Annotated in this window: 11 protein-coding genes; 7 read left to right on the top strand and 4 right to left on the bottom strand. The window is 69.8% G+C overall.

The features are described 5' to 3' along the window. The 7 genes from CG723_RS21010 to CG723_RS20980 all read left to right on the top strand — a co-directional run bounded on the left by CG723_RS21010 (window position 1) and on the right by CG723_RS20980 (window position 6,770). Window positions 1–414 carry a roadblock/LC7 domain-containing protein gene (locus CG723_RS21010; RefSeq protein ID WP_067164664.1) on the top strand — a complete coding sequence of 138 codons (414 nt, stop codon included), beginning with the start codon at window positions 1–3 and terminating at the stop codon, window positions 412–414. A 109-nt stretch (window positions 415–523) separates the two neighbouring features. Further along, window positions 524–934, top strand: coding sequence for a DUF742 domain-containing protein (locus CG723_RS21005; protein ID WP_100595020.1), 411 nt, complete (start codon window positions 524–526; stop codon window positions 932–934). Further along, a complete protein-coding gene (locus CG723_RS21000) occupies window positions 915–1,496 on the top strand; it encodes a GTP-binding protein (protein WP_100595019.1) in 582 nt (193 codons plus the stop codon). The genes CG723_RS21005 and CG723_RS21000 overlap by 20 nt, the downstream gene beginning before the upstream one ends. 367 nt (window positions 1,497–1,863) lie before the next feature. Then, window positions 1,864–5,100: a sensor histidine kinase gene (locus CG723_RS20995; RefSeq protein WP_100595018.1), complete on the top strand. Its 3,237-nt coding sequence runs from the start codon at window positions 1,864–1,866 to the stop codon at window positions 5,098–5,100. A 10-nt stretch (window positions 5,101–5,110) separates the two neighbouring features. After that, window positions 5,111–5,524 carry a roadblock/LC7 domain-containing protein gene (locus CG723_RS20990; protein ID WP_100595178.1) on the top strand — a complete coding sequence of 138 codons (414 nt, stop codon included), beginning with the start codon at window positions 5,111–5,113 and terminating at the stop codon, window positions 5,522–5,524. Window positions 5,525–5,617: 93 nt separating this feature from the next. Then, window positions 5,618–6,208: a DUF742 domain-containing protein gene (locus tag CG723_RS20985; RefSeq protein ID WP_100595017.1), complete on the top strand. Its 591-nt coding sequence runs from the start codon at window positions 5,618–5,620 to the stop codon at window positions 6,206–6,208. After that, window positions 6,189–6,770, top strand: a complete 582-nt coding sequence (locus CG723_RS20980; protein WP_054239772.1) for a GTP-binding protein — start codon at window positions 6,189–6,191, stop codon at window positions 6,768–6,770. Before CG723_RS20985 ends, CG723_RS20980 begins: the two co-directional genes overlap by 20 nt. Window positions 6,771–6,881: 111 nt before the next feature. Here CG723_RS20980 and CG723_RS20975 read toward each other — a convergent pair whose 3' ends face one another. From CG723_RS20975 to CG723_RS20960, 4 genes are all read right to left on the bottom strand, one after another. Continuing rightward, window positions 6,882–7,076, bottom strand: a complete 195-nt coding sequence (locus CG723_RS20975) for an acyl-CoA carboxylase epsilon subunit (protein WP_100595016.1) — start codon at window positions 7,074–7,076, stop codon at window positions 6,882–6,884. A 22-nt stretch (window positions 7,077–7,098) separates the two neighbouring features. After that, window positions 7,099–8,700: an acyl-CoA carboxylase subunit beta gene (locus CG723_RS20970; RefSeq protein WP_100595015.1), complete on the bottom strand. Its 1,602-nt coding sequence runs from the start codon at window positions 8,698–8,700 to the stop codon at window positions 7,099–7,101. A 154-nt stretch (window positions 8,701–8,854) separates the two neighbouring features. Next, window positions 8,855–11,206, bottom strand: a complete 2,352-nt coding sequence (locus CG723_RS20965) for a polysaccharide lyase 8 family protein (protein WP_100595014.1) — start codon at window positions 11,204–11,206, stop codon at window positions 8,855–8,857. 93 nt (window positions 11,207–11,299) lie between these two features. Continuing rightward, window positions 11,300–15,133 carry an endo-alpha-N-acetylgalactosaminidase family protein gene (locus CG723_RS20960; protein ID WP_100595013.1) on the bottom strand — a complete coding sequence of 1,278 codons (3,834 nt, stop codon included), beginning with the start codon at window positions 15,131–15,133 and terminating at the stop codon, window positions 11,300–11,302. Between the last annotated feature and the right edge of the window lie 20 nt (window positions 15,134–15,153).

Below are 15,153 nucleotides of genomic sequence, written 5' to 3'. Positions count from 1 at the left end.
ATGAGCCAGGCGGCACAGAACCTGAACTGGTTGATCACCAACTTCGTGGACAACACGCCGGGGGTCTCCCACACCGTCGTCGTGTCCGCGGACGGCCTGCTGCTCGCCATGTCGGAGGGGTTCCCGCGTGACCGCGCCGACCAGCTGGCCGCCGTCGCCTCGGGCCTCACCTCGCTGACCGCGGGTGCGTCCCGGATCTTCGAGGGCGGCACGGTGGCCCAGACCGTGGTGGAGATGGAGCGTGGCTTCCTCTTCCTCATGTCGGTCTCGGACGGTTCGTCCCTCGCGGTGCTCGCGCACCCCGAGTGCGACATCGGCCTCGTCGGCTACGAGATGGCGCTGCTCGTGGACCGCGCGGGTTCCGTACTCACCCCCGATCTCCGCGCCGAACTGCAGGGCAGCCTGCTGCACTAGTCACGACCTCCCCCACACGCACGTATGACCGCACCGTCAGGCCGCCACCGCCCCCCACCGGCCCCGTCAGACGGCACGCAGACCACCTGCTGTCCCGCCCGGAGGATCCATGACCCCGCCCACCGCCTCTCACGACCCGTACGGCGTATCTCCGCACGCCTCGTACGGTCCTGAGGGCGACCAGCCGCTGGTGCGTCCTTACGCGATGACCGGTGGCCGGACACGGCCGCGCTACCAGCTCGCCATCGAGGCGCTCGTCAGCACGACCGCCGACCCGGCCCAGCTGATAGGGCTGCTCCCCGAGCACCAGCGCATCTGCCACCTGTGCCGCGAGGTCAAGTCGGTGGCGGAGGTGTCGGCCCTGCTGTCGATGCCTCTCGGTGTGGCCCGGATCCTCGTCGCGGACCTGGCGGAAGCGGGAATGGTGGCCATCCACCAGCCCGGTGGCGACGAGAACGCAGGCGGCCAGCCCGACGTGACACTGCTCGAAAGGGTGCTCAGTGGACTTCGCAAGCTCTAACGGCGGAGGCGGCCGTTCCACCACGTCCGCGAAGATCGTGGTGGCAGGTGGCTTCGGCGTCGGCAAGACGACCTTCGTGGGCGCCGTCTCGGAGATCAACCCTCTGCGCACCGAGGCCGTCATGACGTCCGCGTCCGCGGGCATCGACGACCTCACCCACACCGGGGACAAGACCACCACCACGGTGGCGATGGACTTCGGCCGCATCACCCTGGACCAGGACCTGATCCTGTACCTCTTCGGTACACCCGGACAGGACCGCTTCTGGTTCATGTGGGACGACCTCGTCCGCGGCGCGATCGGCGCGATCGTCCTCGTCGACACCCGCCGCCTCGCCGACTGCTTCCCGGCCGTCGACTACTTCGAGAACTCCGGACTGCCCTTCGTCGTCGCCCTCAACGGCTTCGAGGGTCACCAGCCCTACACGCCCGACGAGGTGCGTGAGGCGCTGCAGATCGGACCGGACACCCCGATCATCACCACGGACGCCCGACACCGTGCGGATGCAAAGAGTGGCCTGATCACGCTGGTCGAGCACGCCCTGATGGCCCGCCTGAAGTAGCCAGACCGCCGGAAATCCGGCCACCAAGTGGTCAGATCCATACGGCAGTTGTCGTAGTGCGCCCGGAGGTCTCTGTGTCCTTTGACACGGTCGGCCTCCGTGTTCATAACGTTTCGACAGAGAATTCCGGTGCCGCCGCCACAGGTCGCGCACACCCGGTTCCACTGTGCGCACAAGAGCCCCGCCTTTTGGCGGGGCTCGCTCTTTATGACCGTTTTATCTGGGGCGTCCGTCACTCGGAGCTTCCGGTTCCCAGTGTTTGGAAGAGAACCGCCTGACGTGCTGGAATGCGCTGAACTGCCCAGTAGGTAAGGGCCTGGAGACAGCGGCACAGCGTAAGTGCCGACGCCGAGAGGTTGTTGGTCGAGTGAGGCGAAGCAAGAGCAGTCCCGAGCCGTCGTCGGCGCGGGGCAACTTCACCCCGCCGCCGCGTGCAGCGGCGCCGGCCGCGCATGTGCCACGGGCCGAGGCGCCCCCGGCGCCGTCCGGCGGCCGGATGTCGCCGCGCAACTGGCGTGTGCCCACCAAGCTGAACGCGATCCTGCTCATACCCGTGCTCGTAGGTCTGATCATGGGTGGCTTCCAGGTGAAGGGCTCGATCGACACCTGGAACGAGGCCGAGGACGCGGAGAACACCGCGCGTCTGGTGCAGGCGTCCCTGACGTACGCCAACAGCCTGATCGAGGAGCGCGACATCTCCGCGGCTCCTCTCCTGCTCGGCAGGAAGAACGACCCGAAGGTCGTCAAGGCCCGCGAGACGACGAACGAGGCCGCCGACGCCTTCGACGCCGCCGCGAAGAACATGCCGGCCAAGGAAGGCCTGGAGCGCCGCCTCACGCAGTTCCGTCAGGTCGAGCCCGGCCTGGAGAAGCTCCGGGCCGCCGCGTACACGAGCAAGCTCCCCGCCGTGCAGACCGAAGAGGGCTACGTCGGCATCCAGCACCCGCTGATGGAGTTCGCGAACGAGCTCGGCCTCGGCACCGGAAACATCACGAGCTACGGCCGCACGGTCTACGCGATCTCGCTGTCCAAGGCCGCGCTCTCGCTCGAGCGGTCCATCGGTATGCACCTGCTGGTCAAGCCGGGCCCCACGGCCACGACCTTCGGCAAGCAGAAGATCGCGCTCTCCTCCTACGCGTACCTCGAGGGCATCGCCGTCGAGGAGTACAAGGGCGGCGGCACGCAGGCCGACGTCGACAAGCTCGACGCCGCCAAGAAGCAGCTGGCAATTGACGGCGCGAAGCAGGCCAAGCAGGCCGTCGCGGCCGCGAAGGCGCAGGGCAAGACCTACGTCCCGCCGCCGGCCGACCCCACGGACATGGTGTCCGCGATCGCCACGCTGCCCACCACGCAGCCGAGCGCCCGCCTCGCCATCGCGCAGAGGGGCGTCACCGCGGAGAACTGGTGGGCGGTCAACACCGCCAAGTTCAACGCGTACCGCACCATCGAGTCCGACCTCGCCGACAAGGCGGTGAACGAGGCCGCCGGCATCGCCGACGACGCCAAGCAGTCCACGTTCGTCACCGGTGCGGTCGTCCTGGTCGCCCTGCTCGCCGCGTTCGCGCTGGCCGGGATGATGGCGCGCCAGATGAGCCGCTCGATGCGCCGACTGCGCACCGCCGCCTTCGACGTCGCCGAGCAGCGCCTGCCGATGCTCGTCGACCAGCTCTCGCGCACCGACCCGGGCCGTGTCGACACCCGTGTGCAGCCCATCCCGATCAACTCCACGGACGAGATCGGCGAGGTCGCCCGCGCCTTCGACCAGGTGCACCGCGAGGCCGTCCGCCTCGCCGCGGAGCAGGCCCTGCTCCGCGGCAACATCAACGCGATCTTCACCAACCTGTCGCGCCGCAACCAGTCCCTGATCGAGGGCCAGCTGACCCTCATCACGGACCTGGAGAACAACGAGGCCGAGCCGGACCAGCTGGAGAACCTCTTCCGCCTGGACCACCTCGCGACCCGTATGCGCCGCAACGGCGAGAACCTCCTGGTCCTCGCCGGTGAGGAGCCGGGCCGCCGCTGGGACCAGCCGGTCCCGCTGGTCGACGTCCTGCGCGCCGCCTCCTCCGAGGTGGAGCAGTACGAGCGCATCGAGCTGTCGGGTGTGCCGGAGGCCGAGATCCACGGCCGTTCGGTGACCGACCTCGTGCACCTGCTCGCCGAGCTCCTGGAGAACGCCACCACGTTCTCCTCGCCGCAGACCAAGGTCCGCGTCACCGCGACCCGTCTCCCCGACGGCCGCGTCATGGTCGAGATCCACGACAAGGGCATCGGCCTCACCGCCGAGGACTTCGCGGACATCAACCACAAGCTGGCCAACCCGCCGACGGTGGACGCCGCGGTCTCGCAGCGCATGGGCCTGTTCGTGGTCGGCCGCCTGTCCGACCGGCACGGCATCCGCGTCCAGCTGCGCCCCTCGGGCGAGCAGGCCGGCACGACGTCGCTCGTCATGCTGCCCGACGTCATCACCCACGGTGGCAGCGGCGAGCACCTCCCCGAGTCCGAGTTCACCGTCTCGTCGATGATCCCGTCGCAGTCGGCGTACGAGCCGACTCCGCTGCGCACCGCCGCGGAGCTCGGCTTCGACGACAGCCGCTACGGCGAGGCCCCCGACGACCTGCGCGACCTGGACCCGGTCGGTCGCTCGCTGATGCGCGAGGAGCGCCGCGCGGCCCTGGAGGCCCAGGCGCACACCGGTGACGACCGCCCCCTGTTCCGCGACGAGATCACAGCGGCGCAAGGGCAGGACCCGTACGAGCAGCAGCAGACCACTTATGCCCCGGCGCAGCCCGCGTACGACGAGCAGCCGCAGCAGACGTACGAGGACCCCTCGTCCGTCTACGCGCAGGGCCAGCAGACGTACGACGAGCAGCCGCAGAACGGCTCCTACAACGACTCGTTCTTCGCGCCGCAGGACGGCTACGTCTCCCAGGACGCCTATACGGAACCCGTCCAGGAGACGTACTCGGCCTTCGGCGAATCGCCGCTGCGCGGCTCGCAGCAGGGCGGCTGGCAGGCGCAGGACGGCTATCAGGAGTCCTACCGGTCCGAGCACAACGCTCAAGCGGAATCTGCGCAGCGCGCTGACGCCGGTCAGCAGGAGCGCGTAGGCTTCGACCCGCACAGTCCCGCGGCGCCGGCCGGGCCCACCCCGTCCGCCGCGCGTTCGCTCACCGACGCCGGTCTTCCGATGCGCGGACCGGGCGGGCAGCAGCGCCAGGCCCCGGCGGCGACGCCGGCGCCCGACCGTGGCGACAACACCACCCAGGACAACGGCAGCGGCGACGGCAGCGGCCCCGACGACTGGCGTTCGTCCAACGACGAGCGCTGGGTCCGCGCGGAGCAGCTCCGGAAGCCCAAGGCGGGCGGAGTCACCTCCTCCGGTCTGCCGCGCCGGGTGCCCAAGGCCAACCTGGTCGAGGGCACGGCGGAATCGACCCCGCAGGGCGGCCCCCAGGTCTCCCGCGCGCCTGAGGACGTCAGGGGCAGGCTGAGCAACCTGCGCCGTGGCGTGCAGCGGGGACGCGAAGCAGGAAGTGACACGAACGGCCAGGCCACGAATCAGCACAGTGGTCCTGACAGCACCTACAACCAGGAGCGTTAGTGTGAGCCCGATGAGCCAGGCGGCACAGAACCTGAACTGGTTGATCACCAACTTCGTGGACAACACCCCTGGGGTGTCCCACACGGTGGTGGTCTCCGCCGACGGACTCCTTCTGGCGATGTCCGAAGGGTTCCCGCGTGACCGTGCAGACCAGCTGGCGGCCGTCGCGTCGGGACTTACCTCGCTGACCGCGGGCGCGTCCCGCATCTTCGAGGGCGGCAGCGTGAACCAGACAGTTGTGGAGATGGAGCGAGGATTCCTCTTCCTTATGTCCATCTCCGACGGTTCTTCCCTCGCCGTCCTCGCACACCCGGAGGCGGACATTGGCCTCGTCGGGTACGAGATGGCACTTCTTGTCGACCGCGCGGGGACGGTTCTCACTCCCGACCTGCGGGCCGAGCTTCAGGGGAGCCTTCTCAACTGACAGACAGACGGTGCGATTTCGCGTTCCGTAGCCGTAAGGTTTCGGGACGCGGCTCCACGGTGATGGTGCCCGGCACAGTTGGAGGAGGAAAGCGTGGCTGGTTCTGCAACACCCCCGAGCGGTTCATCAGCGAACTGGTCCTACGGGCCTGGCCAGGGTCAGGGGCAGGGTGACGCGCCGAACCGGTACAACTTCCCCTCCGCGCCGAGCCACCGGCGACAGCCGTACGCGCCCCCGCACCCGCCGCAGCCGCGGCAGCCGGGGCCGTACGACCAGCCGTCGGCACCGCGCATCCAGCCCGTGCAGCCGCAGCGGCGCCCCGACAGCCCCGCACCGGCCGCCAATAATCCCCTGGTGCGTCCCTACGCCATGACGGGTGGCCGCACCAGGCCGCGCTACCAGCTCGCCATCGAGGCGCTGGTGCACACCACCGCGCAGCCGCACCAGTTGCAGGGCCAGTTGCCCGAGCACCAGCGGATCTGCACCCTCTGCCGAGAGATCAAGTCAGTGGCCGAAGTCTCGGCCCTGCTCAGCATCCCTCTCGGCGTGGCCAGGATTCTCGTCGCCGACTTGGCGGAGGCGGGCCTGGTCGCCATTCATCAGCCCGGCGGCGAAGAGAACGCCGGCGGCCAGCCAGACGTGACTTTGCTCGAAAGGGTGCTCAGTGGACTTCGCAAGCTCTAGCGGAGGGCCTTCCCGCTCCACCACGTCCGCGAAGATCGTGGTGGCAGGTGGCTTCGGCGTCGGCAAGACGACCTTCGTGGGCGCCGTCTCGGAGATCAACCCTCTGCGCACCGAGGCCGTCATGACGTCCGCGTCCGCGGGCATCGACGACCTCACCCACACCGGGGACAAGACCACCACCACGGTGGCGATGGACTTCGGCCGCATCACGCTCGACCAGGACCTGATCCTGTACCTCTTCGGTACACCCGGACAGGACCGCTTCTGGTTCATGTGGGACGACCTCGTCCGCGGCGCGATCGGCGCGATCGTCCTCGTCGACACCCGCCGCCTCGCCGACTGCTTCCCGGCCGTCGACTACTTCGAGAACTCCGGACTGCCCTTCGTCGTCGCCCTCAACGGCTTCGACGGCAGCCAGCCGTACCAGCCGGACGAGGTGCGTGAGGCGCTGCAGATCGGACCGGACACCCCGATCATCACGACCGACGCCCGACACCGCGCGGACGCGAAGTCGGCGCTCATCACGCTCGTGGAGCACGCGCTGATGGCCCGCCTCCGGTAGCCTCCGGCGCCTCCAGGCATGGAAAAGCCCCCGGGACCCTTTGGGTCACCGGGGGCTTTTTCGCGCTGTGGGCCCGTCCTGAGAGGCCGGACGGGCCGTATGCCCGCCGGCCTAGCCCTGCCAGCTGTGCGGGGCGCGGAAGCCGTGCTGGCGCTCCAGGCGGCGCCAGCCGGCCTTGTCGCGGCCGCGCAGGGCGGGGCTGTCGCTCGATGCGGCGGCGGCGCGGGCCAGCAGGATCGCGGTCAGGGCCGCGACCTCCTCGGGCTCGGCGTGGCCCTTCTCAACGCGGATGTCGTGTGCAGACATGTGCAGTGATCTCCTTGTGGGGTTACTGCGGGGGGTTGCCGTGCTTGCGCGAAGGCAGGTCGGCGTGCTTCGTGCGGAGCATCGCGAGGGAGCGGATGAGCACCTCGCGGGTCTCGGCGGGGTCGATGACGTCGTCGACCAGGCCCCGCTCGGCCGCGTAGTACGGGTGCATGAGCTCGGCCTTGTACTCCTTGACCATGCGGGTGCGCATGGCCTCGGGGTCCTCGGCCTCGGCGATCTGACGGCGGAAGATGACGTTGGCGGCGCCCTCGGCGCCCATCACGGCGATCTCGTTGGTGGGCCAGGCGTAGGTGAGGTCGGCACCGATCGACTGCGAGTCCATGACGATGTAGGCACCTCCGTACGCCTTGCGCAGGATGAGGGAGATCCGGGGCACGGTGGCGTTGCAGTACGCGTACAGGAGCTTGGCGCCGTGCCGGATGATCCCGCCGTGCTCCTGGTCGACACCGGGCAGGAACCCGGGAACGTCGAGGAGAGTCACGATCGGAATATTGAAAGCGTCGCACATCTGCACGAAACGGGCAGCTTTTTCGCTGGCCTCGATGTCCAGGACGCCCGCGAGGGACGAGGGCTGGTTGGCGACGATGCCGACGACCTGACCGTCCAGACGGGCCAGCGCGCAGATGATGTTGCGGGCCCAGCGCTCGTGGATCTCGAGGTAGTCGCCGTCGTCGACGAGCTCCTCGATGACCTTGGCCATGTCGTACGGGCGGTTACCGTCCGCCGGGACCAGGTCCAGCAGGACTTCCGAGCGGCGCTCGGCGGGGTCCTCGGAGGCCACGGTCGGCGGGTTCTCGCGGTTGTTGGAGGGGAGCATCGAGACGAGGTAGCGGACCTCGGCGATGCAGGTCTCCTCGTCGTCGTACGCGAAGTGGCACACGCCCGACGTCTCGGCGTGCACGTCCGCACCGCCCAGGCCGTTCTGGGTGATCTCCTCACCGGTGACCGCCTTGACGACGTCCGGTCCGGTGATGAACATCTGCGAGGTCTCACGGACCATGAACACGAAGTCGGTCAGGGCCGGACTGTAGGCCGCACCGCCCGCGCACGGGCCGAGCATCACGCTGATCTGCGGGATGACCCCGGACGCCTTGGTGTTGCGCTGGAAGATGCCGCCGTAACCGGCGAGAGCGGAGACACCCTCCTGGATACGGGCACCCGCACCGTCGTTGAGCGAGACCAGCGGGGCACCCGCCGCGATGGCCATGTCCATGATCTTGTGGATCTTCGTGGCGTGGGCCTCACCCAGAGCGCCACCGAAGATACGGAAGTCGTGCGCGTAGACGAAGACCGTGCGGCCCTCGACCGTGCCCCAGCCGGTGATGACACCGTCCGTGTACGGCTTCTTGGCCTCCAGGCCAAAACCCGTCGCCCGGTGCCGGCGCAGCTGCTCGACCTCGTTGAACGATCCCGCGTCGAGCAGCAGCTCGATCCGCTCACGCGCGGTCAGCTTGCCCTTCGCGTGCTGGGCCTCGGTCGCCTTGTCACTGGGCCCCCGCAACGCCTGCTCACGAATCGCGTGCAACTCGGCCACGCGTCCACGCGCGTCGGTGGGCTCATCCCCGGGGGAACCGGCTGAGGCGGTGTCGTCCAAAACGGTCATGTAGCGACCTTACGAAGGCGAGCAAGCAAAACGGGCCGTCGACTCCGTACAGTCTCCGGCCCGTTTTCCTGGTACCCCCGAACAGAACGCCATCGCCATGCAGGCGAAGTGACTGCTCAGGGCCCTGCTGTCTTGTAGGGGTCACACAAATGGCTCAGCTGAGAGCCACCTCACACCGATGGCTCACACATGCCGCCCCCGGAGTGACACGCAGCCGCAGCCTACGGCCCGTGGCGACCACTTCGACCGAGGGGTCGTGGCTGACGACGCGTCGCACGGGCCGGTCCCAGGTGATGTCCACGGGCTCCCCTGTGCGCGGCGGTTCGCTGATGCTCAGCGTCGCGGTGCGCCCCTTCCTGCGCAAGAGGACGCTCGCGGGGGCCGACACCGTGAGCTCGCCCACGCTTCCCGCCGCCCAGAAGTTCGCCGCGCTCACGCCGAGGGAGGGCACGGTGATCGCCTGGGCGGCTGCCGTGTTGGCGAGGACCGACAGCCAGTGGCGGTCGCCCGCGCGCCGCGCAAGGTTGTCCTTCGAGGCGCCCGGCATCAGCAGATAGGCGTACGCGGCGTCGGTGGGGTCCGTGCCGTGGTCGAGCCAGAGCGTCTGCCACCGGCGGGTGCGACGCTCGGTGGAGCTGGTGGTGTTGATGTCGGACCAAGCACCCGTGCGGTCCTCGCGCAGATGCCGCAGCGGGGCGCCGCCGGGGAAGACCCAGCCGCCGTGACCCTCCAGGTGGGCCCAGCGGGCGCGGGCGCCGCCGTCGACGGTGAAGGCCTGGGTGCCGCCCTCGCCGAGGTTGCGGTTGTCGACGACGGTCTCCACGGGGACACCGTCGGCCGCCGTGATCCCGGCGCCCAGGCACACCACGGTGTCGGCGAGGCAGAACCACGACTTGCGGGCCTGGAGCGTCGAGCCGAGGCCCTTGACGTGCTGTCCGACGGCGGCGAACTCGCCGTCAGTGGCGCCGCCGACCCACTTCACGTCGGGCCGGGCCGCGCCCCACTCGCCGCCTGCCTTGTCGGCGAGGCGCTTGGTGGAGACGGTCGTGCCGGGCAGCCGGTAGAAGTCGACGGTCGGCCAGAACCAGTCCGTGTACTGATCGGACCGGCCGCTGCGCTTCCCGGAGGCCCACCAGGAGAGCATGCCGGCGCCCGTGTGCCAGCCGCGCGGGTTCTCGCCGTTGCCGCACTCGTAGTACGCGATCCGGTCCGAGGACATGGAGATGTTCGCGGCGAAGCCGGGGCGCTTGTGCACCGCCCGGTCCATGGCGGCGAACAACTGGTGGCCGACGGGCTCGGGCGCGGCCGCGACGGCGGAGTCCGCGACGGCGTGCAGCCGGGACAGGTCGGCGACCCCGAACTGCCTGGCGGTCAGCAGGGGCGTGACCGTGTCCCGCTCGATCCAGCCCTTGATCCGCCCGTGCCAGCGCTCGCGCTCGGCCGCGCTCGCGCCGGCGGCGAGCTGCGCCATGGCGGCGATCAGGCCCTGGCCGTGGAAGTGGTCGCTGCGCATGACCTTGAGGTCGTCACTGTTGAGGTAACCGCGGCTGATGGCACGGCCGTTGACGCTGTCCATCATCAGGCCGTCGAACAGGAGCGGGGCGTAGGCGTGCTCGACGCTGTCGAGGATGATCTGCCGGTTCGGGTCGGTGACGGCCCACGTGGACCCGGCGAGCAGCGTGAAGAGCCGGCCGAGCCCGTCGAGCATGACCTGTCCGTAGGTGCCCGAGTAGGCGATGTACGTGTGCTGGATGAACGAGCCGTCGGCGTAGAGGCCGTCCCCCTTGGTGACGTAGGGGAAGACGGGCGAGAGGGCGTCGCGGGCCAGGGCCGTCTTGTCGGCGTTCCTGCCGAGGACGCCGCGCAGGGCGACCGAGCGGCACAGGTCGACGCGGTTGGCACCGGTGGAGGTGCCCGAGTAGTCGCGCAGGACCGCGTCGGGGATGAAGTGGTCGACGGCGGCGAAGGCGGCGTCGCGCCGGTCCTGCGTGAGGTGGTCGTAGAGTACGGCGACGATGTCCATCAGGAGGCGGGGACTGCCGATCTGCCACTCCCACCAGTTCCCGTATCGCGTGGTGGTCGCGTTGTAGACGGTCGCGGCGAGGTGGTCGAGGCCCTTGACGATGTCGGCGAGCAGGCCCGCGTCGCCGGTCGACCCCGTGCCTTCCTGGGCGTACGCCTGGGTCATCGTCCACAGGCGGTTGTAGCCCTGGGTGATGCCGGCCGGCGGGTCGAAGGGGTAGCCCGGCCAGAGGGAGGTGGCGGTCGGGGCCATCGTCGCTCTGAAGCCGCGGGCGAGTTCTCCGAGTTCCTTCAGGCGCGAGGCGTAGGGCTCGGCGGTGGCGTCGTAACCGGTGCCGAGGGAGATCTCCAGCCATCGCTTGCGCAGGCCGTCGAACTCGTCGTCGGCAGCGTCGGAAGCGCCGGCGGCATGGGCGGGCGGGGCAAGTGCCGCCCCCGCCAGGAGAGTTGACGCGATGAGAAACGTGCGGCGCGTGGGTGTCATGGGGTTGCACCTAATCAGTCGTAGAAAGCGCTGTCTACGGTGGGCGCGGAAGGGGCCCCGCCGCTGGGAGCGGGGCCCCGGAGCGCGGTGGGATCAACTACCGCAGTGGAAGCGGGCGTCGCCCCAGTCGGCGTGGTCGTTGCCCGGGCCGTCGCCGCCGTCGCCCGTGATCAGGTCGACGTACTTGGCGCCGGTCACGTCGGCGGTCAGGGACCACGCGTTGTCGGCGGCCTTGAGGACCGGCGACTGGACCTTCTGGGCGCCGTCGGCCTCGACGGAGAACTGCACGCTGCCGCGCGTCCCCTGCGAGTCGTCCTGGCCCACCTCGGCGGTGAACGAGGTGCAGCGGCCGCCCAGGTAGTAACGGATCTTCCCCGGGGACGCGGTGCCGAGGCCCTTGGCGTAGACGGTGCCGTTGACGGTCAGCGGCTTGCCGTCGCCGGCGCCGGTCTCGCCGTTCTCCAGGTCCTTCTCGGCGGGGCCCCAGCCGTTCTCCATGGCCGTCCAGTCCAGGTCACTGGCGTACGTGTCCGTGGTGGGCGGCGGCGGGAGCGTGCGCACGGTGGCGCCCGCGGTCAGCGTCCGCGCGCTGTCCCCGACGGTGTACGTCGCCTTCGAACTCAGCTGGTACGGCTGATACTTGGCGTCGACCGGCGGAGTGACCTGCCAGGTGGCCGTCGCCTTGGCACCGGGCGCGACCGGGTCGAGGGAGACCGGGCCCGCAGGCTCGGCCTGCCAGCCCTCGGGCAGGTCGAGCGAGAGGGACGCGCCCTTGACCTCGCTCGCCTCGTAGTTGGTGAAGGTGGCCTCCACCTTGTTCTTCTGGCCGGGCTCCAGCGTCTCGTCCGACTTCAGGGCGAGGGTGCCGCAGGCCGCCTTCTCCTCGGCCGGGCCGAGGTCGGTGACGGTGAAGTCGTCGAGCACGAAGTCGGCGCCGTCCGGGGCCCCTTCGAGCTTGCGCAGACCGGTCCAGGCGTCGCCGCAGCCCGCCGTGACGGTGCCCTCGTAGTGGCCCGTGGTCCGCTGCTGCCCGATCGGGGTGCTCGCGGTCTCGACCTGGTCGGGGGTGCCGTCGGCGGCGATCCGGTCGTAGCCGCTCACCCACTGGTAGGCGCCCGCGTGGCTGGACTGGTAGTCGAAGGCGACCTTGTAGGCGTGCCCGTCCGCCATCGGCACGTCGGCCGGGGAGGTGCGGTAGACGACGCCGGTGTTCTCCTCGTGGGACTTCAGGGACTCGCCGCCGCCGATGACGTCGTCGACGAGCTTCCCGTTCCAGCCGGCCTGGGTGTACGGGGCGTTCTTCTGCGCGATGTGCGTGCGCGGGTCCGTGACGCCGCCGGCGTCACCCTTGTCGAAGGGGCCCCAGCCCTGGTCGACGTCCTCGAAGTCCTCGTGCACGACGGTGCCGGGCTTCGTCGACGGTGCGTTGCTCACCAGGCGTACGTCGTCGATACGGACCTTCGCGGACGAGCCCTTGGCGGCCTCGATCCGCAGCGTGGTGCGGCCGTTCGCGGGCGCCGTGAAGTTGACCTTCACTCGCTGCATGTAGGTGCCGCCCCAGTCGTTCGACGAGACGCCGTTCTGCAGCGTGGAGCGCTCGACGGCGACGGACTTGCCGCCCGCGGCGAGTGTCGTGCGGCGGGACTTGCCGGGTTCGACCTCGACCCAGGCGGAGGCGGTGTAACGCTTGCCCGCGTCGAGGCCGCTCACGCGCTGCTCGATCGCGTCGGTGCCGGCGCCGCTCAGCGCGGCGCTGTTGCGCCCGTGGTCGTCGGTGTCGCGTCCGACCGTGCCGTCCTTGTCCCAGGCGGCGAGGCGGGCGTCGTTGAAGCCGGGGTCCTTGACGTGCGTGCCCTCACCCCAGGCCGGATCGACCGCGTGCGGCCCCTTGTCCGCCGGGTAGAGCACGTACGGCTGCTTCGCCTCGGCCTTCAGCGTGACCTTGCCGCCGGAGGCCCGCACGGTGCCGGTCTTCACGCGGCCGTTGTCGGTGAGCTTGTAGACCACGTACGACGCTCCGGGCACGGCCCAGCTCGTCGTGCCGCCGTCCTTGCTGTAGTGGTACAGCTTCCTGCCGCCGTCCCACGGGAGCAGGTAGGCGCTCCCGTCGAGGACCTTCCTGCCGTGGTCGTAGAAGGTGCGCCGGCCGTCCTCGACCGTGCCGCGCAGCCCGCCCGTGAAGGTGATGTCGTTGCCGTTCCAGCGGGTGATCTGCTGATGCTGGAGGAACTTGGCGGGCAGGTCGCGCTGCCAGACGTTGTCGTAGAAGGCGTTCCAGTCGTTCTCGCCGGTCCAGCCCTCGAACTCGTCGATGGCGCTCTGACCGAGGACCGGGTCGCCGTTCCAGACGTCCTTCTCGCCGTTGCGGATGAAGCGGATGATCTTCGAGTTGAGGCCCTTGTCGGTCTTGGGCCCGTAGTCGAGGTCGTTGGCCCAGTGCGACCACAGGGACTGGCGCTCGAACTTGTCGGCCCACTCGGAGGCCAGGTTCCAGCCCTGGGCGCGGACGGCCTCGGCGGTCTTCTCGGCGATCCAGCCGTGCGTGTAGTACACGTCGAGGTAGATCGTCGTGAGGTTCGGGTCGGTCTCCTCGCGCAGTTGCTTGAACCGGGCGGCGAGGTCTCCGCTGTTGATGTCGCGGCGCTGGTCGATGTAGTAGCTCTGGTCGAGCCAGTTCCAGCCCGGGGCCTTGGGGTCGACGAGGTCGCCGGTGAAGTGCTTGGCGACGGGGTACGCCTCGGTGGCGTTCACGTGCACGCCGAAGCTGGTGCCGAACTTCTTGCCACCCTTGAGCAGCTTGTTGAGGTCGTCGAGTCCGCCGGCGCGCTTGTTGATGTTGCCGCCGTAGTCGGGGTGCGCGGAGTCGTGGCCCTCGGAGGCGTAGCCCTTGAGCAGGGCGAACTGGCCGAGGTTGTCGGTCGCGAGCGAGATCCGCTTGACGTCGTCGAGCGTGCGCAGGAAGGGGTGCGTGGCCTGGCTGGCGAAGTTGAAGGGGATGTGCGTGATGACCCGGTCGGGGGTGCCGTCGCTGCCTTTCGCCTTCACGCCGATCGAGTGGAAGGCGACCGCACCGTCCTGCCAGTCGACCTTGCCGTCCCCGTTCGCGTCGGGCGTGACGACGACCTTGGCCCACGGCAGGTCCTTGTCCGGCGCCGGTGCCCCTTCGCCGCGGTACGTCCACTGGCCCGACCAGACGCCGACGCGCGTGGAGCCGTCGGCCGACTTGCGCGCCTGATGCCAGAAGCGGGCGTGGTCCCCGCCGGTGTTGCCGCTCGGCTTGTCGTACGTGGAGTTGGACTCGACGGCGGCGGCGAGGGAGCCGGTGTTGACGATGGCGTACGAGGCGCCGACGGGCGAGGCGTCGGCCGGGGTGTCCGCCGCGACCTTGCCGAAGACGTCTGCGGTCCGCGTCGAGTCGTTGTCCAGCGTCGTGAACGCGGTCTCGGCACCGCCGTCCGAACTGCCCACGGAGACGAGGTCGTGCCCGGGGATGTCGATCGTGCCGACCCGGAACGCCGCGGTGTCCCGCACCGCGGTCACCTTGAAGGTCGTCGCGCGCCCGCTGACGCTCAGCGAGGCGTCGATCTCGACGCCGGCGAGGTCCGGGAAGGTCAGCGTGTACGAGGCCTTGGACCCGGTGAGGACCGGGGCGCCCTGCACGGCGACCGCGTGCGCCTTGCCGTTCAGGGTGACCTTGTCCACCGGGCTCGTGCTGCCGAGGAGCTCGGCCCCGGAGGCGCGGTCGGTGTACGTCAGGACGCGCGGGAAGTCGTCGGCGACGGCGACGGACAGCTGCGCGGACCCGATGACCGCCTGCGCCACGGCGGGCGCGGGGTCGGCGGCGGCCGGCAGTACGGGGCCCGTGAGGGCGAACACGGCGGACGATGCGGCGGCGACTGCGCAGGCGGCGCGAGATCTTCGTGACATAGGGGACTGGGTATCGGCGC

Source organism: Streptomyces sp. CB01635, assembly GCF_002803065.1.
In the GTDB taxonomy this organism is placed as follows: Bacteria; Actinomycetota; Actinomycetes; order Streptomycetales; family Streptomycetaceae; genus Streptomyces.
Note: the sequence above shows the minus strand (reverse complement) of the source record. Positions and strands in the feature narration are given on the sequence as shown.